Annotated in this window: 13 protein-coding genes; 3 read left to right on the top strand and 10 right to left on the bottom strand. The window is 36.9% G+C overall.

Annotated features, from left to right (window positions below; genetic code table 11):
• Position 1: 1 nt before the first annotated feature.
• A complete protein-coding gene (gene mdtJ, locus PSE60_RS07095; protein ID WP_004910709.1) occupies positions 2–430 on the bottom strand; it encodes a multidrug/spermidine efflux SMR transporter subunit MdtJ in 429 nt (142 codons plus the stop codon).
• Positions 431–1064: 634 nt separating this feature from the next.
• Between mdtJ and pdxK the strand changes: the two genes are divergently transcribed.
• Positions 1065–1913: a pyridoxine/pyridoxal/pyridoxamine kinase gene (pdxK, locus tag PSE60_RS07100; protein ID WP_272664966.1), complete on the top strand. Its 849-nt coding sequence runs from the start codon at positions 1065–1067 to the stop codon at positions 1911–1913.
• An 88-nt stretch (positions 1914–2001) separates the two neighbouring features.
• Here pdxK and zwf read toward each other — a convergent pair whose 3' ends face one another.
• The gene (gene zwf / locus PSE60_RS07105) at positions 2002–3477 is read right to left on the bottom strand and encodes a glucose-6-phosphate dehydrogenase (RefSeq protein ID WP_004910705.1); all 1476 of its coding nucleotides are present in this window, start codon (positions 3475–3477) and stop codon (positions 2002–2004) included.
• Positions 3478–3949: 472 nt separating this feature from the next.
• Here zwf and PSE60_RS07110 point away from each other — a divergent pair, with 472 nt between their 5' ends.
• On the top strand, positions 3950–4795 hold the full coding sequence (locus tag PSE60_RS07110) for a MurR/RpiR family transcriptional regulator (protein WP_210839284.1): 846 nt from the start codon (positions 3950–3952) through the stop codon (positions 4793–4795).
• Positions 4796–4995: 200 nt separating this feature from the next.
• Positions 4996–6438 (top strand): pyruvate kinase, encoded by a 1443-nt coding sequence (gene pyk, locus PSE60_RS07115; protein WP_109913282.1) that lies wholly within the window; start codon positions 4996–4998, stop codon positions 6436–6438.
• Positions 6439–6490: 52 nt separating this feature from the next.
• Here pyk and PSE60_RS07120 read toward each other — a convergent pair whose 3' ends face one another.
• The 8 genes from PSE60_RS07120 to mepM all read right to left on the bottom strand — a co-directional run bounded on the left by PSE60_RS07120 (position 6491) and on the right by mepM (position 16530).
• The gene (locus PSE60_RS07120) at positions 6491–6919 is read right to left on the bottom strand and encodes a DUF7832 domain-containing protein (RefSeq protein WP_272664968.1); all 429 of its coding nucleotides are present in this window, start codon (positions 6917–6919) and stop codon (positions 6491–6493) included.
• 160 nt (positions 6920–7079) lie between these two features.
• A complete protein-coding gene (locus tag PSE60_RS07125; protein ID WP_272664969.1) occupies positions 7080–8096 on the bottom strand; it encodes a fimbrial protein in 1017 nt (338 codons plus the stop codon).
• Positions 8097–8104: 8 nt separating this feature from the next.
• Positions 8105–10591, bottom strand: coding sequence for a fimbria/pilus outer membrane usher protein (locus PSE60_RS07130; protein WP_272664970.1), 2487 nt, complete (start codon positions 10589–10591; stop codon positions 8105–8107).
• Between the two features lie 11 nt (positions 10592–10602).
• Positions 10603–11265: a fimbrial biogenesis chaperone gene (locus PSE60_RS07135; RefSeq protein WP_272664972.1), complete on the bottom strand. Its 663-nt coding sequence runs from the start codon at positions 11263–11265 to the stop codon at positions 10603–10605.
• A gap of 57 nt (positions 11266–11322) precedes the next feature.
• Positions 11323–11844 carry a fimbrial protein gene (locus PSE60_RS07140; RefSeq protein WP_272664973.1) on the bottom strand — a complete coding sequence of 174 codons (522 nt, stop codon included), beginning with the start codon at positions 11842–11844 and terminating at the stop codon, positions 11323–11325.
• A 189-nt stretch (positions 11845–12033) separates the two neighbouring features.
• Positions 12034–12891, bottom strand: coding sequence for a LysR family transcriptional regulator (locus PSE60_RS07145; RefSeq protein ID WP_272664974.1), 858 nt, complete (start codon positions 12889–12891; stop codon positions 12034–12036).
• A 1205-nt stretch (positions 12892–14096) separates the two neighbouring features.
• Positions 14097–15071 carry a lauroyl-Kdo(2)-lipid IV(A) myristoyltransferase gene (gene lpxM / locus PSE60_RS07150; protein ID WP_272664976.1) on the bottom strand — a complete coding sequence of 325 codons (975 nt, stop codon included), beginning with the start codon at positions 15069–15071 and terminating at the stop codon, positions 14097–14099.
• 118 nt (positions 15072–15189) lie between these two features.
• Positions 15190–16530 (bottom strand): murein DD-endopeptidase MepM, encoded by a 1341-nt coding sequence (gene mepM, locus PSE60_RS07155; protein ID WP_210840341.1) that lies wholly within the window; start codon positions 16528–16530, stop codon positions 15190–15192.
• Positions 16531–16542 lie beyond the last annotated feature (12 nt).

A 16542-nucleotide genomic window follows, 5' to 3' on the forward strand; every position in this document is an offset into this window, starting at 1 on the left:
ATTACGCCTCCGACTTAGCTTCGCGCCCAACCAAAGCATTTGTTTTGGCTGCATTGACCGCGTTTTGTGTAACTTGTTTTACTTTCTGCGCAGATTGACGAACGGTGGCTTTTTTGGTGCCTGATTTAATCAGCCCAATACCAGTGATCAGTAATACTAATCCACCTATTTTCATCGGTGATAGTGATTCTCCAAACCACATGACACTAAATGTTGTGATAAAAAGAATACCGATCCCTTCCCAGAGTGCATAGGCGACACCTAATGCCACTTTTTTAACTGCAATGGCAAGTAAAATGTATGATGTTGCTATCATGACATACATCACCACCATACCGGTGAAATCACCACTTACGCTGGCATGTTTCATTGATAATGTACCGATAACCTCGGCAACGATAGCTAATACTAAAAATATCCAGTAAATCATTATAATATCTCTCTATGTACAGCCACGTAACAGCCTGTTTTTTGTACAGAACAAATAGATAAATTACTATTGCGTGGTTGTTGAAAATTCAAATAAATAACAACGTGTTGCTGAGTTTATTCAGCGAAATGAATAATCGAGAGAGACGCTATAATGCACCACACCAGTAGTGTTCACTGGAAAGGATAGCTGAAAGGAAAAGCCTGTGTGTCGTTCTTTTTTGGGACTTGCTGATCTTGCCGCTAGTTGAGCTAAGCATGATATCTTATTCTTTTCATCAGGTAGACATCTACCCAATTTACTCCGAACCCTCATGTTGATAGTTAATTTCAGCTTATTTTTAGCATGCCAATTTTATTAAGTCAATGAATATAAACATTTTTTGCAATGAATGGAAATATGCATAACTATTCATTAATATGCTAATTAACCCTTGAACTATCAATAATTATACGAATAAACAAGCGACAACAATAAATTTTTCATTGGAATTATTTTATAAAAAAATCTCTTTATTCCACTTTTTATACTCTCATCACACCTAAAATAGGCTATTCGATTTTTAACATTGACAACCTGATTGAACAAGCTTCTTATAGTAACCATATGATTGTAATATGCCGAAGAGAGAGCCATGAATACCTTTAGCCTTACCTCCAATAGTTTCCAAAATGCCGCAGATGCAACACCATTACCTTATGATGTCGTATCAATTCAATCGCAAGTTATTTATGGCAGCGTTGGGAATAGCATTGCCGTTCCAGCGTTGACAAAACAAGGTTTACGCGTAGCGGCAGTCCCTACCGTGATACTGAGTAATACGCCTCATTATACCACTTGCTATGGTGGGGAGTTACCTGGAGAGTGGTTTCGTGGTTATTTAAACGGTTTTGTTGAACGTGGTAGTTTAGATTCTGTAAGATCTATTTTGACTGGTTATCTAGGCTCCCCCGAAAAAGCTCAAGACTTAGCTGACTGGTTAACCCTCGTCCGCAAAGAACGAGCAGAACTACCGGTTATTGTTGACCCAGTCATGGGGGATGAGGACAGTGGTTTTTATATTCCCCCTGAAATTGCCGAGGTCTACCGTGATAAAGTCATACCTTTAGCAACAGGCATTATTCCAAACAAATTCGAGCTCATGACCTTAAGTGGCAGACAAGTTAATAATTTGGATGATGCGACAGCTGCAGCCCGCAGCTTATTAAAAGGAAATACCCAGTGGGTAATCATCACAAGTGCTTTCCAGCCTGATGATGATAATATCGAAGTAGTCTGTGTTACCAAAGATAACGTGGCTGTTATCCGCCACAAACGTTACCCTGTCACGCCAAAAGGAACGGGGGATTTATTTGGTGCAGAACTCACTGCACAATTATTAGCTGGGTTATCCGTTCCTGATGCCGCTAAAATGGCGTGTTTACGTATCGAACAAGCAATTATTCACATGGCCGCTACTGGGCGTAGTGAATTAATTCTTTAATACCACGATATAAGAAGCATAGAGAAATGGCGGGATAATCCCGCCATTTTAGTCAATACACTGTCTAATATTTCAAGTATTGATAATTTTATTCAAACTCATTCCACGAACGACCATCACGAGCAATCATTGCTACAGATGCAATCGGCCCCCAAGTCCCTGCTTGGTATGGCTTAGGCGCTTCATTGTCCATTGCCCATGCATCTATAATAGAGTCAACAAATTTCCATGCTTCTTCTACTTCATCACGACGAACAAACAGTGCTTGAATGCCACGCATTGCTTCAAGCAATAAACGTTCATAAGCGTCTGCAAGGTGAGTTTGGTTGAAAGTTTCGGAGAAACTTAAATCCAATTTAGTGGTTTGTAAACGGTGTTTATGATCAAGGCCTGGTGCCTTATTCATAATTTCAATATCAATCCCTTCGTCTGGCTGCAAACGAATGGTTAGTTTATTCTGAGGCAGATCTTGATAACTTTCCGAGAAAATATTCAACGCGGGCTTTTTAAAATAAACCACAACTTCTGAACATTTAGCCGGTAGACGTTTCCCCGTACGTAAATAGAAAGGCACACCCGCCCAACGCCAGTCATCAATATCAACACGCAAAGCAACGAATGACTCAGTCATACTTTGCTTGTTCGCCCCTTCTTCCTCTAAATATCCTGGGACTTTTTTGCCTTGAACAAAACCAGAGGTATATTGCCCACGTACTGCCTTTTCACGCACATTAGTATGGTCAATGCGACGTAAAGAACGTAAGACTTTCACTTTTTCATCACGAATACGGTCTGTGGTTAAATCTGCCGGTGGTGACATCGCAATCATCGTTAAGATTTGCAATAAGTGGTTTTGCACCATATCACGCATTTGGCCAGCTTGATCGAAATAGCCCCAACGACCTTCGATTCCCACTTCTTCTGCAACCGTGATCTGGACATGATCGATAGTGCGGTTGTCCCAGTTATTGATAAATAACGAGTTTGCAAAACGTAATGCGAGTAAGTTTAAAACGGTTTCTTTACCAAGATAGTGGTCAATACGATAAACTTGGCTTTCATCAAAATACTTGGCCACTTCATTATTAATTTCTTGTGACGACGCTAAATCCGTTCCCAGTGGTTTTTCCATGACAACACGATTTGGCTTTTTATTTAATTTAGCATGACCCAGCCCTTGGCACATTGCACCAAAGGTACTCGGTGGCATGGCAAAGTAATGGATAGCCGGTTGTGCATCTTGTTTTAACATTTCAGCTAAACGCACAAAACTTTCAGTCTGGTTAACGTCTAAGTTACAAAAATCCAAGCGAGAGCTCAGTTTTTCCCACAATGCTGAATCGAGATCTTCTTTTAAGAACTTATCTAACGCTTCTTTGACAAAGTGGACATAATCATCTTGACTCCATTCAGCCCGACCGACGCCAATAATACGCGTGTCTGGATGAATGTAACCCGCTTTCTCTAATTGATAAAGCGATGGCAGCAGCTTACGACGAGCGAGGTCTCCCTTGGTGCCAAAAATAATTAAGTCACAAGCTTGAGCAGCATTATGTACCGCCATATTGGTTCTCCTCAATTTGCGGAATGTAAGACCTAACTAGGATAGGCCTTATTGTAATTTTGTTAAAATTAGCCCTAATTCCGCTAATGTACCCTGTTGCTAGTGCCCAGTAAATGTTCATGATACCGATCACAGTTTTTATGATGAAAAAAACAACATATTCCCTGTTTACTCTTATGTTACACACTGAATAATTTTTAGTGTATTAAAAAGATGCGATTTAACTGAATGGAGACAGCTTGCGTAAAAAAATAACAAAATATGTAGGATGTTTACTAATCTGAAAATTAGATACGGGTCAAAGTTTCACAAAAAGCTGCTAATTATCACCTGCATTCAGATAGCTTACATATCATACATAGTATATTTTCACTCTCTATTACAGCATCACGACAAGAAATTAAAAATCAACAATAGGATAACGTGATGACTCACAAATTTCTCCTTTCGATGAAATAGGCGCTTTTGCTATATGAATATTTTAGAACAAATGAAAACAAGTCTCGATTTTTTAAGTAAATCAGAAAAAAAGGTGGCTGACGTTATTTTAGGTATGCCACAAAATGCCATTCATCTCAGTATCGCCACACTAGCGCAATTAGCAGATGTTAGCGAACCAACAGTAAACCGCTTTTGTCGGAAAATGGGCACGAAAGGATTCCCTGATTTTAAACTACGATTAGCGCAAAACTTAGCCAATGGCACCCCTTACATCAATCGCCATATAGAAGAAACTGACACAGTAAATACCTATACTCACAAAATTTTTGAATCGGCTATGGCCGGATTAGATAATGTGAAACATACACTCGATATTAGTGCAATTAACCGTGCTGTTGATTTATTAACCCAAGCACGAAAAATCAGTTTTTTTGGCTTTGGTGCCTCTGCTGCTGTCGCCCACGACGCAATGAATAAATTTTTCCGCTTTAATATTCCTGTCATATACTTCGATGATATTGTCATGCAACGTATGAGCTGTATCAATAGTGCTGAGGGGGACGTTATTGTGCTCATTTCCCATACGGGAAGAACTAAGGCATTAGTTGACATGGCACGTTTAGCACGGGAAAACGATGCCACCGTCATAGCAATTACCTCAGAAAACTCTCCGCTATCCCAAGCCGCTTCCCTATCTATCATTATTGATGTGCCTGAAGATACAGATATCTATATGCCGATGGTATCAAGAATGGCTCAGCTCGCAGTAATTGACGTATTAACAACGGGTTTTACGTTAAGAAGAGGTGAAAAATTTAGAGATAACTTGAAGCGCGTCAAAGAAGCATTACGGGATTCGCGGTTTGATAGCATCTAAAGGCAATAAATTGACAAGATAAACGCTTTTCTTTGCTTTTCAGGCTTTAATAGTTTTACAGACCTGATAGCATTAAGAAATTGGCTGTATATAATAGCTGTGCTCGTGTCAGCATCCCTATTTGCAGTAAACAGGTTTCGAAATGGAGTGAAATGGTTTCACTCTTTTATCAACACCATTACAGGTCAACGGAGTAATACATGTCTAGACGGCTTAGAAGAACTAAAATTGTTACAACTCTTGGTCCAGCTACTGATCGCGATAATAATCTTGAAAAAATTATCAATGCTGGCGCCAACGTTGTTCGCCTTAACTTCTCCCACGGAACTCCAGAAGACCATCTATTACGTGCTAATAAAGTACGTGAGATTGCCGCTCGTTTAGGACGTCACGTTGCGATCCTCGGTGATTTACAAGGCCCTAAAATTCGTGTTTCTACGTTTAAAGATGGTAAAGTTTTCCTCAATATTGGTGATAAATTCATTCTTGATGCCAATTTAGGTAAAGGTGAAGGTTGCCAAGAAAAAGTGGGTATCGACTATAAAGGCTTACCTGCCGATGTCGTTCCAGGCGATATTTTACTTCTTGATGATGGGCGTGTTCAATTAAAAGTCCGAGAAGTCCAAGGATTACAAGTCTTTACAGAAGTTACTGTTGGTGGCCAATTATCTAACAATAAAGGTATTAATAAACTCGGTGGTGGTCTTTCTGCTGAAGCATTAACAGACAAAGACAAAGAAGATATAAAAACCGCAGCCAAAATTAATGTCGACTATTTAGCCGTTTCATTCCCTCGCTCTGGTGAAGATTTAGATTATGCGCGCCGATTGGCTCGTGATGCGGGTTGTGAATGTCAAATTGTTGCTAAAGTCGAGCGTGCTGAAGCCGTTGCCAATGATGAAGTTATGGATGAGGTTATTCTCGCTTCTGATGTCGTCATGGTTGCTCGTGGTGACCTCGGTGTAGAAATTGGCGATCCTGAGTTAGTTGCTGTTCAGAAAAAATTAATCCGTCGTTCACGTCAATTAAATCGCGTTGTTATCACTGCAACACAAATGATGGAATCGATGATCACTAACCCAATGCCAACACGAGCCGAAGTCATGGACGTTGCAAATGCGGTGTTGGATGGTACCGATGCCGTTATGCTTTCCGCTGAAACAGCCGCAGGTCAGTACCCTGCAGAAACGGTAGCTGCAATGGCACAAGTTTGCTTTGGTGCAGAAAAAATGCCTGGCCTGAATGTATCTAAACACCGTTTAGATGCAGAATTTAGCAGCCCAGAAGAAGCAATTGCTATGTCAACAATGTATGCTGCTAACCACCTTAAAGGGGTTAAAGCTATCATTGCAATGACTGAATCTGGTCGTACTGCTCGTATGATGTCTCGTATCAGTTCTGGCTTACCTATTTTTGCAATGTCTCGTCATGAAAAAACGCTCAACCAATGTTCTCTATACCGTGGTGTTACCCCAGTTTTCTGTAGCACCCACACAGATGGTATTGCGGCTGCTAATGAAGCAGTGACGCGTTTACGTGATAACGGCTATTTAATGAGTGGTGACGTGGTTCTTGTCACTCAGGGCGACTTAATGGGCACCGTAGGTAGCACGAATACTTGTCGTATTCTAGAAGTCGAATAATCTTTTAGCCCTCGCCTATGGGTGGGGGCTTTCTTTTATATTGGTGCTCTATCTAACCTTGAGCTTGTTTCCATTTGGTATATGCTTCGCTAATTACAGGGGCAATTTTATCATAATTTTCCCATGAATTTTCTATATGGTAAGTTGTTGGTAAATCACCTTTCAGGACACGTTCGTAATCTTCAAAATAGCCCTTCTCTTCCGCTGCATAGTAAAACTGAGTAAAAGCATTACCTTCATCACTCAAATCTTCATCTATAAATTTTTCATCACACATTGTCATCAAAAATTCACGGCCATCCAGTTTTCGGGCTTTAACTAATGCGAGTTCTTCCTCTGATTCTTCAGTATGAAATTCTCCTACTAAATTATTATGAATAATCCATGTTAAATAAAAGCCAATATGGGTGCCTCCATTCTCATTTGGTAAGTCTGATGGATAATCACCACCGTAATGCCAATCCATACGATCAAATGCCATAGTCGTCCTCAATCTATTCATCAATAAAAGCTAACTATAACTTACTTCAGGTTAGTGATGAATTAAGATAAAGTGCAAAATGATGGTTAAACAAGAAGTAATGCTAGATAGTAAAGCTAGATAGTAAAGCTCTGCATGTTATGTACAGAGCAAATAGAATTTAGTGATATTGTAGATTAAATTGTAACGTACCGTTTGCTTTCCCGGCAGTTGTTGTAGATTGAGTTTGGATATAAGCAGCTTCCAATGGAATGTTATATTGCCCTACATTATTTTGTTCAACGATAGGCATTAGCTGATTAAGCTTAATTGGTGCTCCTTTATATTTTACTTGGATTGCATAGCCCTTCGCTGTATTTTCATCGGCTAAATTATTGAGTGCGATTGTCCCTGGTGTTTGACTTGCATCTTGGGATCCAATAAACGTAATTTTTATCGGTGATATAGGGTCACAGTCTAATTGAATTTGAAAATTTTTCTTGCTCTCGGGGCTCGTTGAACCAACACCTGTAAACGACGATTTGCTGACTTTACCGAACGGCACATCTATTGACTTATTTTTAACTTCACAACCACTCGAAATAACATTAATTGGTCCCATAGCCACTTTGGGTTCGACTCTTCCATATAAATCTGACGTAATAAAGCCATTATGGAATAAAATTAACATCGCAGCATTAGTGGCTGGCAACGTTTGGCTTTTAACATTATTACCAACTTTATAAAAATCTGCTCTTAACTTTACAGTGTATGTTGCTGATGATGCATTAGAACCACAAATTAACCTATTACTAATATTTCCATCTTTCGTATTTACTCCATCAACATATGCAGAACCAGAGCAAGGGCTCATTACTGTTCCATGCAAAGCATAACCAACACCTGAACTATTCACTTCTCTCACATAACCTACACCAGAAATGTACCTTGAATTCCCAGATCCGCTTGGTAAATATATGCCCACTTCTGTATTACCAGTTACATTCCACCACACCCAAGGGGAATGGGTTCCTAAATCAACCGAGCCAATAAAAGTACCTACTGGTAATGTGCGTGAGACATAAAGTGTTTTATTCGAATTAACAAGTTGGTTAGTAAATTCAGCCCTAAATTCTGCAACACCAAATTGTGAATATAAAAGTAATGGAATGCCGATTTTTAATCCTAAGTTATTCATGACGACTCCTATTCACAAGTTCGTTCTATAAACTGAATTTTTTCATTTTCTAACGATAATGAAAGTGGAACTGTACATTGTTGATTATGACTATTACCCCATTTTACAATGACGGTACTTTGCGCTGGAACACCGCTTAAATAAACTTCCCCATCATTTGCAACAATCCCCCCTGTCACTTGCTCTTCATTTTCTATAACAGAAACTTGTGTGCCAAATGCAATGGGTTTGCCTGCATACTGCAGTTTTAGTAATACTCTAGCACCGCGTTTTGCTTGAAAATTAGCTAATACAATAGCTCCTTGAGTAGGAACGACGGTTGTTGTATTAATAGCAACATCATTATTACCACTTAATGTTGCAGTATCGACACTAATTTTATTTCGTTCATAGCGTGTAACCGTAGGGATTACGGCAAATCCTGAAGAATTAGTATAGAGCGACTGCGCATTATTCACTTTTAAATTATCAATATCTTCAGCTTTTACCAGCACTGCAGAATCATGAATAGTACGTGATGTCGTTAACCCTCCAGAATGCAGTAATAACGCTCCTGTTGCACCGAGATCGACAGAATGATATTTAGGGTCATAATTATAACCTGCACTGTATTCCCCTGATGAAACGATATAGTTTGCACTAACGGAACTACTATATTCATCATGGCTGTGGTTATATCTTTGCGTAAGGTCATACTGCAAATTATTATCTTCTAATTGCGTACCATTAAAACTCAATGAGCTAATAGAGTCGCCATTTTTACTGGTATTATAGCTATAATTGATCCAATTATTTCTCCGCCCTAAATCAAAAGGAATACTTAAATTTAATGACAGCATCTGGTCATTGGTATTTAAATAATCTTGCTTTGTATAAGAATAAGCAACACTGTAATTCATCGAATTATAATTAGAACTAAAACTCATTGTTAAATTTTTATCTGAACCACTTTTATCCCAGTAATATTGCTGGTAACCATTCACTGATAAATAACCTATTCCGTTAAGTGATTGGGATACTGATGCTTGAAACTGTTGTTTTTTCCGACCGATGTTATAAAAGTAATTATTCGAATCAGAGAAGTCATAATAATTCTTTGTTGAATAGCGATATGATGCTAAAGAAAAAGAAGTGCCTGTATCTGGAATATATTTTGAATACTGAATTCGGTACGATTGGCCTTCTGCCTTCTTTTTATCAATCAATTGTGTTGATGCTTGTGTAATATCTGCCGATATCGCACCAATATTACCTAAATTTATTCCAGTACCTACTGTGTAAGCTTGATAGTCTTGGGAAACTAAAAAACCTCCATAAGCGGATAAGTTATATGGTAACCCATAAATTGCTGATGCTTGCGCAAAATTTGGTTTACGTCGTGCACTATCAACATTATATTTACCAATATCCACACTATATTTTAATGCATCTGCTCTTTGCATCATGGGGACTGCTGAAAACGGCTGAATAAAAGATCGGATGGTTCCATTAGCTTCTTCAATGGAGACCTCAAGGTCACCACTGTATGAAGTTGGATATAGATCATTAATTGAAAACTCACCAGGTGGTACAGTTGTTTGATAAATCACATTACCATTTTGCCTGATAGTAACAATCGCATTTGATTGTGCAATTCCTGTCACTGTCGGTGCAAAACCCCTTTCACTTTGGGGCAACATACTTTCATCGGAAGCTAACCTTATTCCACGATAAGGATTGCTTTCCATCACACCATTATCAGAGGATGTTTCACCAATCGTTAATCGGCTTTTTAAACTTCTGATATCTCGTTCTATATAGGTTTGTAAATTATTCCAATTTGTTTCATTTGTTGTATTACTATATGTGCTATAGCTACGTAAACGCCAAGCATTTATATTAATACCACTTCTTAAACCTAAGAATGTGTTATCTCTGTTGTCTCTATTTTGGTACCAATGCTTATTAAATCTTGCAGTGTAATTAACAAATGCCGCATTAATTCCATCATCCCATTCTTTTGGTTCAACGTAACCTCGGCTAGTATTTTCTAATCCAATTTGAGGAATACTTATTTGTAATTGTTGGATTTCGAATTTGTATTGATAATTAGCGCTAGGAATAATTTGAGCAATATCTTTCAAGTATTCATCATTTTCAATTACTGAGAATTTTTCGCTTGCTGAGTTTTTCACTCCCCACTCTAGTAGCATTTTTTTTGTTATTTCAGGGAGTAACCTCTTAGTTTTATCATCAAATAAAAATGTAATATTCTTATTATCTACCAGTTGATCATTAATATAAATATCAACAAAATAATCACCTGGCAATTGCCCACCTGCGGAAGACAAATAGCCCAAGCTATTCACATCGGCAACTTGACTTTCAATCCCTGTGTTGATGGCATTAATATCAAATATATCTTCAGCAATTGTATTATTGGCATACAATATTAAGCTGATCGTAGTAAAAATTTTAGAACACATAAGCCTATTTTTGGTATAGAGAACTGACATCTTAGATACTCTTACTTGGTTTTTTTCTCTATGATAGCGCCATAGTCATTAATAAACTGAATAACTATTGAATCACCATTATTTGTTTTTTTCTTAAGAATGTAGTCATTTTTAAATGGGTATATTAAGCTAGCACCATCAATGACCACGCCATTGATGAGGATATTTTTGATTGATAAATGATATGGTGTTTGGTTATCAATCATAATTCCATCTGGTTTTTCAACTAAATTAACCTTTTCAAAATCAAAGGGTTCAATATCCTTCGACCTTAAAAATAATTTAAATTGTGAATTTATAATTATTTGTAACTCATTTTCAATACTATTATCTTTCGGAGGTATTGATTTAATATTAAGCAAATAAATTTTTTCTTCATTTGAACCTATAGGTTCACCTATGTATGAGATCCTCGCTGAACCATTTGTATCTGGTTCAATACGGAACAATGGTGGTGTAGCAATAAATGGTGCTTTACCCTCACCATTAAATGGAGAAACCCAACTTTGAATTAAAAATGGTTTTTCTTTATCACTATTAAAAATCGGGATGTCAATTTCACGTTTGTTTTCTTCATAGACAAAACGCGTTCCACCTACACTAATACCTGACGCATGAGAGATGTTAGAAATAGAAAATAAATATATACAGATTGAAAAAAATATTTTTTTCATAAAACAGCCATGATATTGATGTGAAAAAGAGGGCAACTATTGTCACCCTCCAATTAATTAATGATATTGAATGCTATACACTGCGCTGCTATTAGCAGGGCCTGCAGTTGCTACGCCAGTTGCTTTATAACGAGCTACGTAATCTAAATCTACTGTTGCACCATCGAATTCAATTTGTTTTGAATCATCAAATAATTTGATTTGTGTTGTTGCGTCTTTTTCAAATAAAGCAATACCGACATTATTTGCAACACCTGCACCTTGGTTAATGGCAAGAATATCCCGGTCTGCAGTATCACGTGTACCACCAAAGCGTACAGTAACTTTTGAGTTTGCTGGACAATCAACAAGTTTAATCGTGAAGTCTTTCAATCCTGCCACTTCACCCTGTGAAGATAAACTTTTAGCTGATACCTTTCCAAGGTCAACATTTAAGTTTTTTGAGTTGCTATCAACTGTACAAGCTATGTCAGTTATTTCCCCGGTAAAATTAATTGTACCTGAAGCAAAAACAGTTGGCGCAGATGTTACAGCTAAAGCAACCCCTATTACTGCTAGGGATTTTTTTAGAATACTCATAATAGTTCCTATAATATAAATTTTTAATTCTTAATTACTACTATATGAATAAATCAATTATTCATATTAGGTGTTCGAAAGAAATATACCATTTACCTTTAGTTAAGTTAACTAATGGATACATTGAATTTTTTAAAATGACATCTAAAATATTTATGTTTGATTTTAATTATTCATTAATTGACTCATTCATTTATTTTTTTCATTATCAATTAGGTAGTATCTTAAAATTTCATTAGCCATTGAATTTTTATTCATATACATGTAGAAATTATAGAAGGATTTGTTATTTGCTGTTTTCAGCTCTTTTAATGAATTATTATTCAATTCCTTCTGGACTAAATTTTTTGGTAACCATAAATATCCAATCGAATTCTCAGCTAATTGAATTGCTAAATCCACATTAGGAACATGAATAGTTTGGATGTTTTTTATCCCATCCATCTCTGTAGATTCCAAAGCAATCAATGTTGTTTTTTCCATTAATTTCAATTTATTATCAGCATGGCAATGTTGAAGCTTATGATTTGGATTGGTTACAAACACCGCCTCAACTTGCTCGAGGAATATAGGGTTTAACGACTCAACGTAATGGTGAGTAATTAATAAATCATAATTTTTAACTCCGAAAACATCTGTTTTTTTTAATAAAATGCTTTTTAAATCAATATCATAATCCTTTTTGGAGCGACTTAAATTCCCAATTTTTTTCAGTATTTCATCACTTTGATATAGTGAATCAATAACAATATTAATTTTATTATTTCCTTCATAATTTAATGATTTAGCAACCTCTTCTAATGAAATTGCTTTATTTGTTACCTCTCTCGATAGCGCTAATAGCTGCTCTCCTTGTTTAGTTAATACTGCACGGCGTTTTTCTAAAGAAAATATTTCAATTTCCAATGTTTGCTCTAATTTACTAATGGTGTAGCTAATTGATGACTGTGTCCTATGCAAAATTTCAGCTGCTTGAGCAAAACCACCGTAGTCAACTACTGCCTGTAGAGTTATCCATTGATCTAACGTTGTTCGAGTTTTTTCCATAGAGTCTCCAAGTATTAATCTGGGAGTCATTTTTATTATATAATTAAAATATAGCAATATATTTTATAATCGTTAATAAGTGATTATACATAATGCTTAGTATTTACCCATATGTTTAAAATTATTTAAGTTCTTTTTTTTAGTATGTAAGGAATGATTTTTAATATAAAGATTAATTTTATATTTAAAATATAGTTTTTACACTTACTACATCATGAATAGAAATAATCAATAAATAATTTAAGTTTAAATTTAAAAAAAACAACAAAGTAAGAATGTAAATAAAAAAATCACCCCTAGCATATTTAATTTCAAATAAAAATAAATTATTATTATTAAATAAAAAATTAACAACCTCATAAATATTAAACAAAAATAATTTTTATAATGCATACAAATAATAACCATAATTGGCTAGTCATTTAACGATGACTTTATAATATTATCTACTGCATAGTTGGCTTTACATTGGATAAATAAAAAGGAATATCACAATACAGATATTGAAATAAAGTCAATTTAGTATATATACTAAGACTTAATTTCATGATTGATGTAACGCAGACTAATTACTGCTAATAATTACTTAAAACGATACGGTTTGATATTTATCAGTTCTAGTTTATCAGATGTTAGGTAAGTAATAATATGAACCCTCGTTCATTCTATAATTAATGCTTAGGATAGCGACCACCACTTTTTCTAAAAAAAAAATTATCAAATTGTTCTCATTTCCTTACTCATGTATCAAATTGACCTCCGAGCTTAAGATTAAACTCTACCGTCCAAAACATTTTAGCATACCTCAACTTAATTATTGTTAATTAAACGAATACATAAGTTTTTTTGCTCTTTTATCATGTTTATTAAGCATATCTTCCTTATATTGTACTTAACTTTCTGTCATGTAAGTTATGAACATCTAATGCAAAATTTATAATTAACATGTAAATCAATAAGTTAATTTGAATTTTGTTCTTCTCATTTTTATCAAGACTTTACAAAAATTAGATACAGCTCAAAAAATGAATGAAACATCTATAAATTACTAATGTACTATCCTAAATTTTTGTTATGAATAATCGTGTACCGTTTTTTAAAATCCCCCGTCATCAAGCGTATATTTCTATAAATACACACTTTTAAATAAAAAAAGCCATTACTTAAAAAGTAATGGCTTAAACACTATTCTGTAAAACTAAACACTAACGGTAGAGATCTTTACGCTGATAAGGCTCTATCTCCCCCTCTTTTCGCGTTTTTAATAGCTTTAATATCCATGTGTATTGTTCTAAATTCGGAGAAACCAAATATTCCAGTTCCTCATTCATTCTTCGTGCGATGTACTTATCATCCTTCCCATCGATATCATCCATTGGTTCGCGGATATAAATATGCAATTGGTGCGTTTTATGATCATAAACGGGAAATAGCGGTACAACTTTCGCCTTGCAAACTTTCATTAGCCTACCAATAGCAGGTAATGTCGCCTTATATGTGCCAAAAAAATCAACAAATTCACTATGCTCTTCACCATGATCTTGGTCAGGAAGATAAAAGCCCCAATAACCTTGCCTAACAGAAGCGATAAAAGGCTTAATCCCCGCCTCTCTTGAATGCAAGCGCCCACCGAAGTGGTATCTTGCTTTATTCCATAAATAATCGGCAACAGGGTTCTTTTGGTGATGAAACATTGCAGCCATTTTCTGGCCTTTTGCTGCTAATAGCATGGCTGGCGCATCAACAGCCCAGCCATGAGGAACCATAAAGATAACATTACTTTGCTGCTGTTTTAAGCGCTCTAAAATTTCTTGATTATGCCAATGTGTCCTAGCTAGCGTTTTACTCGCACCACGAAGACATAACTCTGCCAACATAACAAAGGACTGCGGTGCGGTTTCAAACATGCGGTCAACTAACTCTTCTCGTTGATGTTCTGTCAATTCCGGAAAACAATAGAGTAAGTTAATTTTGGCACGACGACGGCCACTTTTAGCAAGTCGCCCAACCCATTTTCCTATTTTAGCAAGTAAAGGGTCACGGATCTTAACCGGAATGAAAGCCAACCCCGCTAAAACACCAGCTCCTAGCCACACCCCCCAATACTTAGGTAACAGGTAAGAACGGTGAAAAGTTGGCACATAGCCTTTTTTATTATCAGTGTCTTGATCTTTATTCATGCTGTACTCAAGTGAATAATAGCCATCTTTCTATAGCTTATAATAATAGTTTACGGGAGCATTACAAAGAAAACTGGCAGATACAAGTACCTGCCAGTGATAAAAATAGAAACTTAAATTACTGTAGCTTGAGTTGTGGTTTCGTTTCTTTCACTAGCGCTAAATATTCTTTGCGCTCTTTTCCTGTTAAACCACCAGAACTTGGTAATTTTGCGGTGAGTGGATTTACCGCTTGTTGATTTACCCACATTTCAAAATGTAGATGAGGACCAGTCGAACGCCCAGTATTGCCCGATAACGCAATGCGATCACCACGCTTAACTTTCTGGCCTGGCTTAACTAATAATTGACGTAAGTGCATGTAACGAGTTGTATATTGGCGACCATGACGGATTGCAATAAAGTTACCTGCAGCGCCGCTGTATTTTGAAACAATCACTTCGCCATCACCAACAGCAAGTACGGGTGTGCCAACAGGCATTGCGAAATCCACACCTTTATGCGGTGCTACGCGCCCAGTAACTGGGTTAACTCGTCGAGGGTTGAATTGTGAAGAGACTCTAAACTGCTTAGCAGTTGGAAAACGTAAGAAACCACGTTCTAACCCGTTTCCTTCGCTGTCATAATAGCGCCCATCTTCAGCACGAAAAGCATAATAGCTTTTCCCATTCGTTTGTAGGCGAACACCAATAAGTTGGCTCTGTTCACTGCGACCATTAAGCATTTCCCTGCTCATTAATACACTGAACTTATCGCCTTTTTTCAATTTTTTGAAATCAACCTGCCATTGTAAGGCTTTAATTACCTCACGGCCTTCATTGCGTGTTAAGCCCGCTTTATTTGTGCTTTGTGCAAATGTACCGTCAACCGTACCTTTTAAAACACTGTTAGTCCATTCACCTTCGCGAATCTGCTTAGCTTCTTCAAATTTGTTTGTCGTCCCAACACGGGTAAATACGCGGGTCTCACGGCGAGAAACTTCCCATGTTAATGACTCTAACTCACCCTGATCACTTAACGACCAATTTAATGACTGGCCTATCTTCAGATTTCTCAGTGATTTATGTTGATTAGATAGTGTTGCAACATCACCAGCTTCAATACCGAATTGAGTTAAAATAGTCGTTAAGTTATCACCACTTGCAACCACATATTCATGGACGAGAGGCGCAGCCACGCCCCCCGTCTCTACGGCTTCTGCTTCGGTATCAGCGAGGCCTTCATCGGGTAGCTGCTCACTACTGTCTTGAATTATATCGTCGGTAGCATCACTTGCAGGTAATAATGAGAGCGGAATGATGGTATCCGGTGTACCATCATATTCAGCAGTTGTTGGTACATGAACTGGCCGCCAAATTGCGACGGCCATAGTCGCTACAGTGAGCGTACTTAATACAATTTTGTGTGTTCTAGACAGGCTACCGTATACCTGAGCCAGACTTTTGGCCATTTGCTGCACTAAACAATTCCT

Origin of the sequence: Providencia sp. PROV174 (assembly GCF_028480685.1) — a bacterium.
Classification (GTDB): domain Bacteria; phylum Pseudomonadota; class Gammaproteobacteria; order Enterobacterales; family Enterobacteriaceae; genus Providencia; species Providencia rettgeri.